This window comes from Dyadobacter sp. (assembly GCF_017744695.1).
Lineage (GTDB): Bacteria > Bacteroidota > Bacteroidia > Cytophagales > Spirosomataceae > Dyadobacter.
This window is the reverse complement of record NZ_JAGIAS010000013.1, coordinates 96,097-109,175: the sequence shown is the minus strand read 5'-3', so window position 1 is coordinate 109,175 and position 13,079 is coordinate 96,097. Positions and strand designations below refer to the sequence as shown.

The following is a 13,079-nucleotide window of genomic DNA, read 5'->3' as shown; positions in this document are numbered from 1 at the left end:
TCGGAACATTGAGTTTTTCCTTTACCGGCTTACTCAACTATATGCTTAATCCAAGGTGCTCCACAACATTTGGTCTTGATCCTCTTCCCAGTGGTATGCCACCCGGTCGAGCGCAACCCCGGCCCGAACAGAGAAATAAAGCGGGGCTGCCTAAGTCGGGGGCGCCTAGTCGGGAGCGCCTAGCCCGGATCCGCCGATGATACCGCGCCACCTCGGCTTGGACTGGCGTCCCCGATCAAACCTGGTAAAGTGGGCCGAGCCATGTAGGCGGGGTGCCCAGCCTACGCCGCCACAATTATTCAAATCAACAAAAGCATCCTCAGAAGGGATGTTTTTTGTATTTACGGGGTGTACTATCTTTATACTGTGTTGCCAACCAAAATCATCAGCTCATTTAGGAAAACAATGAAAAAGTCAACCTGAATGATGGGCTTTTGACGTTTATAACGCCTGTCAAGATTGTTTATGTTAAGCTATTTTAACTGACCGGTGGGTAGGTGTCAGGAAAACCGACCAAATTTTATCTATATTAAACTTTGACATAACACAACAATCCCGTTTCATCCATGTCCCAGCTCAGAAAAGAAGATATCAAACAGGAGGTATTCGATCTTTATGACGATTATGCGCATAACCGTATCGATCGCCGCAATTTTGTGCAGAGTTTGTCGGCCTATGCCGTAGGCGGTGTCACGGTTGCTTCGCTGATGAGTTTCCTGATGCCCGATTACAAGGGACAAATTCAAGTTCAGGTAGGCGATCCGCGCTTGCAATCGGATTATGTGAATTATGATTCACCTAAGGGCGGAAAGACGATCAAGGCTTTGTTGTCCAAACCTGCGGATGCCAGGGGAAAACTGGGAGGGATTGTGGTGGTACATGAAAACCGGGGATTGAACCCGCACATTGAAGACGTCGCGCGCAGGGCTGCGTTGGCTGGGTTTATTTCGATTGCGCCGGATGCACTCTCGCCTTTGGGAGGGTATCCCGGGAACGACGATGCTGGTCGTGAATTGCAAAGCAAACGCGACCGGAATGAAATGCAGGAAGATTTTATTGCAGCTTATGAGTATCTGAAAAATCACAAGGACTGTAATGGAAAAGTAGGTGTGGTGGGATTCTGTTTCGGAGGTGGCATTGCCAACATGATGGCTGTGCGAATTCCCGACCTCGCGGCCTCGGTGCCTTTTTACGGTGGCCAACCGGCTATTGAGGATGTTCCCAAAATCAAAGCGCCGCTGTTGTTGCATTATGCAGCATTGGATACGCGTGTGAACGAAGGCTGGCCTGCGTATGAGAAGGCATTGAAGGAAAACCATAAGGAATATACGGCATTCATTTATCCTGGAGTAAATCACGGTTTTCATAACGACACGACTCCCCGTTTCGACAAGGCAGCAGCTGAACTTGCCTGGAAGCGCACGATCGACTTTTTTAAGGAGAAGTTAGCATGATACAGGCAGCGGTTTGGTAGGCACTTCGGTCTGTGATGATAGAGGAAACTATTTATCATTAGCAAAAAGATGTCATGAAAGGCCATTTACGAACATTTTTAGCGCTTTGCTTTCTGGTAGGTCTGAATGCATGTTCCTTACAGGATCATGTCGTCCCTAAGAAAATAAAGCTTAGTACACCCGCATTCGAGTACACCGACGACTTTAAAATGCGGTTCAAAGTACAGGTCGATTCGCTGGGCGATCTGCCGGTCACAGAATATGGTATTTTGCATCTGAGTTTTTTCCGGGCGGAAAATGATACGGACTACACGCCGCGGATCGAGCATGGTGCCAGGATGCAGTTTGATCAGCCGATTACTTTGGGTATTAATAATTTCGTCTACACCGGAAATGCTTTCCAAGGCAAGTATTTCTTTTTTTATCGTGCATATGCATTACTTTCTGACGGATCGGTTGCATATGGAGATATTAAGAGCTTCACGTTCGAACGATAGCATCTTCAAAAGTAAATTGCCCTGTGAAACTGTTTTATGGTTTCACTGGGCAATTGCATTATGGTCTTTGTCTGTTGAGATAATCGGTGTGGTATTGCCGTAACTTCTGATCGAGCTGGTAACCTGTGCGGTAGCGCTCGCCAATCCTGAACCCGCGGGTGTAGCTGTATTCCCAGCGGAACTCATCGGTGGTCCGGAACCTGATTCTCTTACCCTGAGCGATCTTACCAGGTGGAATAGGGACCGCAAAATTGAAACCAGCGGTTGTTCCGTTTTGGGTTTTCATGAGATACAAACCAATTTCGGCATTTGTAAACTGGCGTATAAGATCAAACCGGGCTCCTTCATCGCCGGCAAGATATCTTCCTCCTGACAATTTCAATGTCACATCCGGTCTGGAAAGCCGGTAAGCGGCATCGGCAATGAGTAGCAGGTTGCTCATCTTTTCGTAGTAGATCCCGCTTCTGGTATAGTAGTAAAGTCCGGTAAGACCACCTTCCAGTCCGAATGACCATGGGCCAGAGAGATCGTGATGGCGGTATTGGATATTTGCGCCGTATTGATCATTGTAAAAATAACCTGCCGACGCGCTGACAAAATGCTTACCGAATGCCAGGAATTGATTTAGGAAAATGGGGGCCGGACGGATGATCTTCGGGCGGTTGTCCATGTCGTTGGTAATCGGGAACAGTACACCGGCATTCAAGGCTAATCCTTTCCAAAGGTAAAACTGGGTTTGGAGTAAAAGGCTGGTGTTACTTTGCAGTGTTTTTTCCCGATAGCCGAAATTGGCTGCAAATACCGGTTGAAGCCAGAAATCCAGCTTGTATTTAGGAAGCAAAAAGCCTGGGCGGGGCATTTCGTCTTTGGCAAGTTGGCGGTAACTGATCCGCTTATCCATTTTATAAGCCCCAATGGGCATGCCCTGGAACATCGGTACAAATTCCCTGCTGCCCGAGTCTGGTAATGCGTGTTCTATTTCGAGCATCCCAATGTACGGATTACGATAAAGACGCTGCTCGTAGGTTACTTTTCCTGACGTCGAATCGACGGCCAGATTTTCAAAATTGTTGAGTAATCTTTCTTTTTCAGAAAGCGGTGTCGGTTTGGCCGGCTTGGCGTGAGCCGCCGCCTGATATGCGCGTAACCTCCTGGGGAGCGGAAGCATGTTCACCGCATAGGAAGTCCCAAAAGTGATTTGGTCGAAGTTCAGTACACCGGCCTGAACAGTCCAGCGTTTGAAAAGGGTGGCGTAAAGACCCGCATTGAAGTGCTGGCTATCCCACTCGGCCATGAAACCTGCTTTGTTGTCGAACCGCAGGTTGAAACCTCCGAACGGTCCCGACAGGTAACGGTAGGCGAGATCTTTTTTCTTGATGATCTCGAGACTTTCGAAAATGTTGTAGTTGCTTTTTTCCGATTCGTCGCGCTGAACGGAAATAGGGCTGCCGAATCCTGCCGTAACGTCTGCATAAAACCCGTTACCGAGGCGGAGCGTTTTACTCGCTACGAGCGCATTGGTGGATAAGGAGTTGTCGATCCCGAACGGAGCGGAAACGATCACTGCAACGGCGGGGCGTTTAGCTGTTTCTTTAAAAAGGACGTACTTGATGTCGAGCTGGCGGTCGCCAATGCCTTTCTGTCCCCGTTTTATCTCGTGATTGATCCGCAGCAGGTTTACGTTGATCTCCAACCTGGGCAGCAATGTCACATTGGCGAAATAGATTCCCTCCGAATTTTTGCGGTTGAACCTGAACCCGTAGCGGATCGGATTGAAATGATAGCCAAACTGAAAAGTCGCGTCGTCGGTTTGCCGGGCTGATGGAATGTAGATCAGTCCTGGCTTACCCGAAATATTCGTTTGTGCGTGTACCTGAAAGCCCATACATAGAGCAAGCAGAAAGGGAAACAATACATTCCCCCTTCTGCCTCTAACAAATTGAATCATCCGCCGTATCGTTATTTACCGCCGCCCTGGTTGTGGCAGTTTTCGATCATTTTATTTCTCAACTCGATCGCCTTGGCAAGAGCATCGTTGTAGTTAGCTTCTACGCGGGCAGTGTTTGAGTTTTTGGTTTCCTCTGCACGTGCTTTCGCTTTTTCCGCGATTTCAGTACAAGTAGCAGTTTTTGCTGCTTCCAGCTGGTTCACTTTGTCCAGATAATCGAGTAACTGGACATTGATGAGTGCTTTGAGGTATTCGTACTGGCCAGGGCGCAGGAATGGTTTTACTTTTTCCAATGCTGCCAGTGCGTCGTTTGCAACCTTAATGCCAGCCTGGCGAAGTGCTTCGAAATACGCAGCGTTGTTTTCGCCTGTGCATTTTTCAAGGTTCTTCTGGATGCGTTCCAGGTCTTTGGCATAGTTGTCATTGATCTTTCCCAGATCTTTCGCTTTGCTGTCATCCAGGCGCTCCTTGGTTTTTTCGAACTTCTCGTTCGCACGGGCGATACAGTCGTCAGTGTTACCTGCCTCGATTGCCGGGCTGGTAGTAGAACCTTCGGTTACTGAGCCGGTTCTTTTACCGTCAAGAAGCCCTTCTACCTTGGCCGCTGTGATCAACGACAGGTAGCTTTGGAGTTTCGCGTCGGTGGATGCCTTGCTCAGGATAGCACGAACCTGCTCAGAATTGAGTACTGATTTGGAGGCCTGTGCCGGTGAAACTTCATTCAGTGCCTTGATATCAGCCTGCGAAAGTGAAGCGGATACTTCTTCGGCTGCTTTTGAAACGCTTGCAGGAATGTTGCTGGCCGTAACTGTTCCAAGCGACTTGTTTAATTCCTGTGTTTTAGCCGAGGCTTCCACTTTTCCGGGCACAAGTTTGATGTCCGGTGTTTCTTCAAGTGTGGTAGGGGCCATTTCCAGCTTGTCCAATTGGCTGGAAAGCTCGGTATTGGCTGGTTCGAGTGAATCCGCTTCTTTGTCCTTACATTCAAAAAGGAAGAATGTGAGGAACATCAGAACGGTGAGTAATCTCAGAGTACGTGTTTTCATACGAGTTAGATTTAGTGAAAAAGGATATTCGGCGGATTATTAAATTGGTTCAATAAGTACAATACCTTCCCGGGTCAGCGGGCCTGTCGAGGCCTGACCAAACGTCGGCTGATTACCGGGTGTAAACAGTCTGGTATCCCAATCGCACAATAATGCCGGGCATTGCCTTACAAGGCAAGCTGCATGAGCGAACGGATACTCCTATATGTTCCCTGTCAGGCCATTTTACAACCCATTTGGTTATAAAGCATGATCAGGACTACACGTGCCTTTGCCACATTCCCAAAGGAATTTTCGCAATTATCAGTAAGAGGAAGTTGGCGGGACTTTCCCGAAACGGAAGTCCGTGAAATTGAATACTTAAAATACAGGGTAGGATTGTGAAATTGCCCCGGATAGAGGCACCCCGGATGGGGTGGTACATTGCCTCGTGGCGAATGCCGTTGGTAAGGATTTTCCATCATGTCTTTTAACGTTGAGTGAGTTACTATCCAGACAGAGCTTCCATTCAAATTGGAATTCCACTAGCAATATGTAGACGTTATTTTACTTGGTGTTTCTCACATGTAAAATAAAATCTACAACAAGTTTAAAGGATAAGATTTCAATTTCAAAATAAAAATATCTCTACAACTTTGTAAGTGATTGATATTGAGATGAATAAATTTTATCAAAAATGAATATTCAAAATTGTTCTTTTAAAAGTAACATGCCTCTCGGAGGGAAATATGTCGTTTTTTCTGGAATAGCCGACTGGCATGGAGCTAGTCTTCGGCTAGGTAGTCACGAATGTGAAGATTCGTTGGTAATAGTTGATGTGTACGATATTATAGTTGGTTGTTTTCAGTTTTTTCGAAATGAGTGACTATATTATTGCGGCTGAATGCTTTTTTATGAGTGTCTAACTATCCTGAACCTCTCATGAAACTTTTCAAATCGCTCCGGCTACGTAAAGTGCGTATCCGGTTTCCCGCCGCGTGGCTGCTCATTCCCCTTTTGTCCGGGATATCTTATTGTCAATCTGTCGACCTGCTGATCAAAGGTGGTCATGTAATCGATCCTAAAAATCGCGTTGACGGCGTAATGGATGTAGCTATTACCGGAGGTAAGGTTGTCCAGGTAGCGACTGCCATCCCTTCTTCCAATGCTAAAAAGGTGATAGAAGCCGGAGGGATGTACGTGGCGCCGGGCTTTATCGACATGCATGTGCACGTTTTCAATGGTGTAACGCCGGAGGCTTACATCGCCAACGCCGCCACAAGCGTCGCACCCGATGGTTTTACATTTCGTACGGGTGTCAACGGTGGTAGACGCAGGATCGTCCGGGTGGCGCAATTTCAAGTTGTTCAAGGCACAAACCATCGATCGTGCACAAACCCGTGTTTTGGCTTTTCTGAACATCGTCGGCACAGGTATGGCGAGTCGGTATGAAGAGCAGGACCTAAGTGACATGAACCCGCAAATGGTGGCCAATATGATCAAGAGGCTGTATCCGGGTATCATTGTAGGTATCAAATCTGCACATTACTGGGGCGATTACAGCCAGGTACAACGCGCCGTTGAGGCCGGGAAACTCGCCGAAGTACCGGTAATGGTCGATTTCGGGGAGCATCGGCCACCATTGTCGATCGAAAAACTTTTCCGGGAGTACCTGAGGCCCGGCGATATTTTCACGCATACGTACGCGCACGGGCCCAACGACCGCGAAACGGTTGTGGATGAGCAAGGAAAAGTGAAGCCTTTCGTACTTGAAATGCAGAAAAAAGGCCTGGTGTTCGATGTAGGCCATGGCGGAGGTGCATTTGCATGGCGACAGGCGATCCCCTCCATTAAGCAGGGGTTTCTGGCTAATGTGATCAGCACCGACTTGCATACCGACAGTATGAATGGTGGCATGAAAGGCCTTGACAATGTCATTTCGAAGTTTCTCAATATGGGCGTGCCATTATCCGAAGCGATATTGCGGGTTACCTGGAACCCCGCACAGGTGATCAAACGCCCGGAATTGGGGAGTTTGAGCGTCGGTTCGGAAGCCGACGTCACAGTTTTTAGCGTACGTAGGGGAGACTTTGGGTTCATCGATGCCCGCAGACTGAAAATGAAAGGGGATAAGAAGCTCGAAGCCGAACTGACGCTTCGTGCGGGCAAGGTTGTGTGGGATTTAAATGGCATTGCCTCCGCCCCTTGGGAGTCTGAAATACAAGGCAAGTAAGCGGTATGAAAAGGATAATCTCCAAAGTCCGTAATGCGAGCGGGATTGGATTCTGCCTCGCGTGGATGCTATCGCAAGGGGTTTTTGCGCAAACTTATGAGCTCGTAATCAAGGGTGCGCAGGTAATCGATCCCGCCAATTCGAGAAATGGCAAAATGGACGTAGCGATCAATCAGGGTAAAATCGCGAAGGTTGCTCCTGCTATTACTGAAACAGCTGCACAGGTGATTCATGCAGAAGGGTTCTACCTCAGTCCGGGTTTTATCGACCCGCACACGCACGTCTTTGTGGGCACGGCGGCCGGACAATTTGCCGACGGCATCAACAGCGTCTCGCCTGATGACTTCACGTTCCGCTCGGGGGTAACCACGGTCGTGGATGCGGGTACTTCGGGCTGGCGTAGCTTTCCGACATTCAAGAAACAGGTGATCGATCAATCTAAAACGCGTATTCTCGCATTTCTGAATATTTCAGGCCGCGGAATGACCGGTGCGGCGCATGAGCAGGATTTGTCGGACATGGATGCCGATTCTGCCGTCGCGCTCATAAGGCGGCATCCCGACATTATCGCGGGCGTGAAAATCGGGCATTACAATGGCAAAGAATGGACGCCATTTGATAACGCCCTGAATGCGGCCAGGCAGGCCGGTAAGCCGCTTTTTGTAGAATGTCATTTGCCTGAATATTCCCTGGAAGATCAGCTGGCCAGGATGAGGCCGGGCGACATCATTACCCATACCTTCGAGCATATCAAGGAGCGTATGCCGGTAGTCGGTGAAAATGGACAAGTGCGTCCGTTCGTTCTAGAAGCACGGAAAAAGGGAATACTGTTTGATCTCGGTCACGGAGGTGCCGGTTTTTGGTTCGATCAGGCAGTACCGGCGGTGAAGCAAGGTTTTTATCCGAACTCCTTCGGTACCGATTTGCACCGTTTCAGCATGAACTCGGCTATGAAGGATATGGCCAATGTCATGTCGAAATTCATAGCAATGGGCTTTTCTTTGGAACAGGTGGTAGAAATAGCAACCTGGGGCACCGCAAAAGCTATTCGGCACCCCGAACTGGGGAATCTTAGGCAAGAAAATCCCGCCGATATTGTATTGTTCCGGTTACGGGAAGGCGATTTCGGATTTATGGATTCCGCCGGTAACAGCATCCGGGGCAACCGCAAGCTGGAAGTCGAGCTGACGATCCGTCAGGGCAAGGTCGTTTGGGACCTGAATGGCCTGGCTGCAAAGAAACAAGGATTTTAACTGAACCCATCATGCATTTTAGTCTCATCAAATTCAAAAGGCCGGGTACGTACCTCAGTCTTATATTCATTACACTTGCTTTGACAGGCGCTACTTATTTGCAAGAGGATAAGCTTCCTCCCGGCGATCCCGACAATGGCGGGCTCACAACGCCCGACGGTTTCGAGACGCTCGTCGTTGCGGACAGTACTGGCCTGGCCCGGCATATTGCGGTGAACGGCAATGGCGATATTTATATTAAACTCCGCTATTTTGGTAAAGGCCAGGGCGGCGGAACGGTAGCGCTCAGGGATACGAATGGCGATGGGAAGGCCGATATTATACGCAACTTTGGCAATTATCAGGACCATAGCAGCCTGGCCAATGGTATCACCATACGAAATGGCTACCTCTATTACAGTTCCTCCCTCGCGGTTTATCGGAGCAAACTCATTCCGGGGCAACTTCTGCCCGATGAAAAAACCGAGCTGATCCTTCAGGACGATCACGAGCATGGAGCTCATTGGCATATCACTAAACCGATGGCTTTTGACGATCGGGGTAATATGTACGTACCGTTCGGTGCACCTTCGGATGCCTGCCAGGATATGGTGAATTCGCCCGGCGGGAAACCGGGGAGTCCCGGTATAAACCCGTGTCCGGATCTTGAAAAGCATGGTGGAATATGGAAGTTCAGTGCCGACAAGCTGAACCAGACCCAGGCCGACGGTTCGCTGTATGCCACCGGCTTACGAAGCATTGTAGGCATGCGCTGGAACCCATCCGATAAAAGCCTTTACGCAGTCGTTCATGGCCGCGACAACCTTCACCGCCTGTTCCCCGAGTTGTTCACTGCCTGGCAGAGTGCGGTGCTTCCTGCCGAAGAGTTTGTAAAAGTAACCCAGGGAACCAACGTGGGCTGGCCGTACTATTATTACGACCAGATGAAAGGCAAAAAAATGCTCAATCCGGAATATGGCGGTGATGGTAAAAAGGAGGGAGAGGGGGCAAAATATCAAAAACCGCTTATTGGGTTTCCGGGGCATTGGGCACCCAACGATGTACTCTTCTACCAGGGGAGCCAGTTTCCTGAGCGGTATAAAAACGGGGCATTTATTGCCTTTCACGGGTCCACCAATCGGGCTCCTTATCCTCAGGCGGGTTATTTTGTGTGTTTCGTGCCATTTCGCAATGGTAAGCCTTCGGGCGATTGGGAGGTGTTCGCGGACGGCTTCGCGGGAGTTGACCCTATTATCAATGTGAGCGATGCGAAATTCAGGCCTATGGGACTCGCCGAGGGGCCGGAAGGGTCGCTTTATATCACTGATTCGCGCAAGGGTAAGGTGTGGCGTATCATGTTTAAATGGGATAAAAAGAGCTTTGGCACGAACCAGCTTGCATCGATGGCGCAACATAAGCAACTCGCGCACATCCGCACACCCGACGAAATAGCCGACAACCTCGATATCAAAACCAAGGAGCTTGGTCAGCGCATTTACAACACCTATTGTACGCCATGCCACCAGCGCAACGGGCTGGGCGACGGCAGCCGGTTTCCGCCACTCGCCGGGTCGGAATGGGTGACGGGTAATAAGAAGCGACTGATAGAAGTGGTTGCCAAAGGGCTGGAAGGCCCTATTCAGGTGGCAGGAAAACCTTATAATGATCTCATGCCAAAGCATGATTTCCTTAAAGCCGAGGAAATGGCCCAGGTGTTGACCTATATCCGGAAGAACTTCGGAAATGATGCTGACGCGATTTCTGTGAGCGATGTGCAGCGGGTAATGGGGCATTAGTGAATGCAAAACGCCCGCCGAAATACTCCGGCGGGCGTTTTGCAAAGGCTTCAACAGACTATGGCAGCAGCACTTTCTTGGTGATAGCGCTGGCGTTGCTGCGTTGCAGGGACAGAATGTACAGCCCCGAAGAAATGCCACCCTTAGGCTTCAAGGTAAACTCGTTGCCGTTTTGACTGAGTGAGAACCGTATGGCTTTGCCCGACAAATCGAAAAGGCCCACATTCGATGCGCTTTCATTTTTAAGCAGAAATTTGATTTCCCGCCCCGGAGCGGGATTGCCCAGCAGTTCGAATGCAATACTATTGGCACCGTTATCGATGGAAATCATCCGTGAAAACTCAAACTTGCCGTTTGCATCGACCATTTTGAGGCGGTAGTAGTTATTTCCTGCCAAAGGTTTGCTGTCCAGGAATTTGTATTGCTGGGTTGCCGACGAATTACCCTTGGCCGCTACACGGCCAAGTTGAACGAATTCTTTCGCGTCTGCACTTCTCTCAATGTTGAAATGGCTGCTACCGCTTTCCTCGGTGGTTGTCCAGGAAAGGCTGACGGCATTGTCCAGCAGCGTTCCGTTGAAGCGTGCCAATGTAACGGGTAGTGTGATGGTACAGCCATTTTGCAGCTCGGCTACGATCGCATTCGGTAGGCTCGGGCCGGTGAGTACCACCCATATTGTGCGCTTATCTTCCAGAAATGCATAGGGATAAGCTTCGTCCTTGCTTTGAATAGGTTGTGAGGATGAAAGGTTAGTCGGGCCGCTTGTATAGAAAGCCTGATCGCCGGCGCCAAAAGTGGTCAATCCGTTTGTCAGTACACCGTCGTCGAGGTATAGCGTATACGAAACCTGGAATGCGGTCGGGTTGGTGGAAATGATATTCAAATCATAGGTGCGTGGGCCTTCGGGCTCATTGCAGTTGATTTTGCCAGTGATGACAGGGTCATTGATTTGCAAATTGAAGCCTTCTACAAAACAGTGGACCGGAGGGTTTGCACTGGATGCCTGGCTCGACCATACATCTCCTTTCAAAATGGGAAGGTCCTCGCATGCACCTGGGACCGGGAACTGGATATTATCGATTGTAATGCGTGATAATCCTCCTCCCAGATCTTCTTCCATAATGGTCAGTCCGGTATATAAAGGTATAACTGAGCCGTCGGCGCTGTAAGTTGATAATAATGATACTGCGCCGTCCGTATCGATGGCCAGCGTTGCAAGCACACTGCCCAGGTCAGCGGCTTTCGGTGCTTTTTTATAATCGATATCAGGGTAGTCGGCGGGTTTCCATAAATGCACGTAGGTGAACTTATTACCATTGTTTTTGTCGATCGTAAACGAAAGGTTGACGTTCACATTGCAATTCCCGCTGCTGGGAGAAACACTGTTTAATTCAATTGCCGGCTCGACCAACGCGCACTGCGCGAGGGACTTGGCGGGGATGGAAATTGCCACGAGGACAATACACATCCACAGGTAAAGAGTTTTCATGATAGAGGACGTTTAGTGACTAAATAATCATAGATCAATATACCTCCAATATCTTGAAATAGTTACAATATTGTAGATTTGATAAAGCATTTTTTACTAAACGATCAGTAGGTATACGTTTTTGTAAAAGTAATACTTATTGTAGTAAATATAGTTGTTTTCTGTGCTAGAATAAATGGCCATATGTGCGTCTATTTATTTTTATTTAATTGATTAATAGTTATTTATAAATTAATCAAACTATTTTGCTGCATGAATTGATCTCAATGAGACTGCTTTCGGATATATGGCTGATATAGATGGATTAAATATTTTTGAGGTATGAGGTTTGTTGTAAAAGTGCAATTTTGTTAAGTAGATATATCTTGGCAGGGTTCAACTTTGAGCATGCGTTTCACGCCCAGCCTAATGAAATAATACTTTCTATTTTCCCCTATTAACAAGCAATTATTTTGCCGGCGACATATCCGTTTCTGCCATTTGCTCATTCTTTTTGCGATCCCTGCTTTCATCGTCCCTTTTTAGCGGCGTGTTCGGCCATCCGACCAGAACTCCTCTCCATCTACTTTAAAACAGCACACGATGAAAGTACTTTTGATTTGCACAATCCTTGTAGTCCAGGTCATGCTCGTCTTCGCGCAGGCTCCTGAGCAGTTCAGTTTTCAAGGGGTAGCGCGAAAGGCGGATGGGAAGGTCGACAGACATCTTTTTCCAAATAGGAAACGGGGCTTCGAGTATCGACAGGAGTAGCGGACTCACACTGCTGCGCAGTGGAAATTTTGGAATAGGAAACAATGTGCTGAGTCCTGAATATCTGCTGGACGTTGGAGGTCGCATTCGCATCAAGCATAACGGCTCGACATCCGGCATACATTTCAACAACTCCCAAAATGTCGCTGATGGCTTTATGGGCATGAAAACGGATGCGCAAATTGGCTTTTACATTAACAATGCATGGCGTTTCTGGATTGATAATGTCGGGAACGGCACATTGGGAGGAACGTTGACACAGTCCTCCGACCGCCGCCTCAAACGCGACTTCTCGCCACTTGCACCCAGTCTCAAAAAGTTGACGCGCTTGAGTGGCTATCGTTACTACTGGAAAGACAAAAACCGCGATCAATCACTGCAAACGGGGTTGATTGCCCAGGATGTGGAGGCGCTGTTTCCGGAGCTGGTCAAAACGGATGAAAAGGGTTTTAAATCGCTTAATTATACGGGGTTGATACCGCACCTGATTGAGTCGGTAAAGGAGTTGGCGAAGCAAAATGCGAAGCTGGAAGCGGAGAATGCAGCATTCAGGACGGATAACCAGGCTATTCATCAAAAGCTGGCAATGCTCGCAGCGAGACTTGACGAGTTAGCATCACCACGCGCAGAAACAATTGCAAAATAGAGGTCTAAA

General features: G+C 48.6%; 8 protein-coding genes and 1 pseudogene. 6 read left to right on the top strand and 3 right to left on the bottom strand.

Annotation, left to right across the window (positions count from 1 at the left end):
* Positions 1–566 precede the first annotated feature (566 nt).
* Complete coding sequence (locus J7619_RS31935) at positions 567–1,454, top strand: dienelactone hydrolase family protein (protein ID WP_291208905.1); 888 nt, start codon at positions 567–569, stop codon at positions 1,452–1,454.
* A 74-nt stretch (positions 1,455–1,528) separates the two neighbouring features.
* Complete coding sequence (locus tag J7619_RS31930) at positions 1,529–1,951, top strand: hypothetical protein (protein WP_291208903.1); 423 nt, start codon at positions 1,529–1,531, stop codon at positions 1,949–1,951.
* Positions 1,952–2,009: 58 nt separating this feature from the next.
* Here the strand turns inward: J7619_RS31930 and J7619_RS31925 are convergent, their stop codons facing one another.
* Positions 2,010–3,836, bottom strand: coding sequence for a YjbH domain-containing protein (locus tag J7619_RS31925; protein WP_291208901.1), 1,827 nt, complete (start codon positions 3,834–3,836; stop codon positions 2,010–2,012).
* A 74-nt stretch (positions 3,837–3,910) separates the two neighbouring features.
* Positions 3,911–4,945, bottom strand: a complete 1,035-nt coding sequence (locus tag J7619_RS31920; protein WP_291208899.1) for a hypothetical protein — start codon at positions 4,943–4,945, stop codon at positions 3,911–3,913.
* Between the two features lie 921 nt (positions 4,946–5,866).
* On the opposite strand from J7619_RS31920, the pseudogene J7619_RS32345 reads away from it, so the two are divergent.
* The 3 genes and pseudogenes from J7619_RS32345 to J7619_RS31900 all read left to right on the top strand — a co-directional run bounded on the left by J7619_RS32345 (position 5,867) and on the right by J7619_RS31900 (position 10,185).
* Positions 5,867–7,157 (top strand): annotated as a pseudogene (locus J7619_RS32345) (amidohydrolase/deacetylase family metallohydrolase).
* Positions 7,158–7,162: 5 nt separating this feature from the next.
* On the top strand, positions 7,163–8,410 hold the full coding sequence (locus J7619_RS31905) for an amidohydrolase/deacetylase family metallohydrolase (RefSeq protein ID WP_291208890.1): 1,248 nt from the start codon (positions 7,163–7,165) through the stop codon (positions 8,408–8,410).
* An 11-nt stretch (positions 8,411–8,421) separates the two neighbouring features.
* Positions 8,422–10,185, top strand: a complete 1,764-nt coding sequence (locus tag J7619_RS31900) for a c-type cytochrome (protein WP_291208887.1) — start codon at positions 8,422–8,424, stop codon at positions 10,183–10,185.
* A 58-nt stretch (positions 10,186–10,243) separates the two neighbouring features.
* Here the strand turns inward: J7619_RS31900 and J7619_RS31895 are convergent, their stop codons facing one another.
* On the bottom strand, positions 10,244–11,674 hold the full coding sequence (locus J7619_RS31895; protein ID WP_291208884.1) for a T9SS type A sorting domain-containing protein: 1,431 nt from the start codon (positions 11,672–11,674) through the stop codon (positions 10,244–10,246).
* Positions 11,675–12,359: 685 nt separating this feature from the next.
* Between J7619_RS31895 and J7619_RS31890 the strand changes: the two genes are divergently transcribed.
* Complete coding sequence (locus J7619_RS31890; protein ID WP_291208881.1) at positions 12,360–13,070, top strand: tail fiber domain-containing protein; 711 nt, start codon at positions 12,360–12,362, stop codon at positions 13,068–13,070.
* Positions 13,071–13,079 lie beyond the last annotated feature (9 nt).

Bases quoted from the DNA above. Each gene is read 5' to 3' on its own strand.
- J7619_RS31895 (WP_291208884.1), bottom strand. From the start codon at position 11,674: ATGAAAACTCTTTACCTGTGGATGTGTATTGTCCTCGTGGCAATTTCC.
- J7619_RS31925 (WP_291208901.1), bottom strand. From the start codon at position 3,836: ATGGGCTTTCAGGTACACGCACAAACGAATATTTCGGGTAAGCCAGGA.
- J7619_RS31905 (WP_291208890.1), top strand. From the start codon at position 7,163: ATGAAAAGGATAATCTCCAAAGTCCGTAATGCGAGCGGGATTGGATTC.
- J7619_RS31900 (WP_291208887.1), top strand. From the start codon at position 8,422: ATGCATTTTAGTCTCATCAAATTCAAAAGGCCGGGTACGTACCTCAGT.
- J7619_RS31935 (WP_291208905.1), top strand. From the start codon at position 567: ATGTCCCAGCTCAGAAAAGAAGATATCAAACAGGAGGTATTCGATCTT.
- J7619_RS31890 (WP_291208881.1), top strand. From the start codon at position 12,360: ATGGGAAGGTCGACAGACATCTTTTTCCAAATAGGAAACGGGGCTTCG.
- J7619_RS31930 (WP_291208903.1), top strand. From the start codon at position 1,529: ATGAAAGGCCATTTACGAACATTTTTAGCGCTTTGCTTTCTGGTAGGT.
- J7619_RS31920 (WP_291208899.1), bottom strand. From the start codon at position 4,945: ATGAAAACACGTACTCTGAGATTACTCACCGTTCTGATGTTCCTCACA.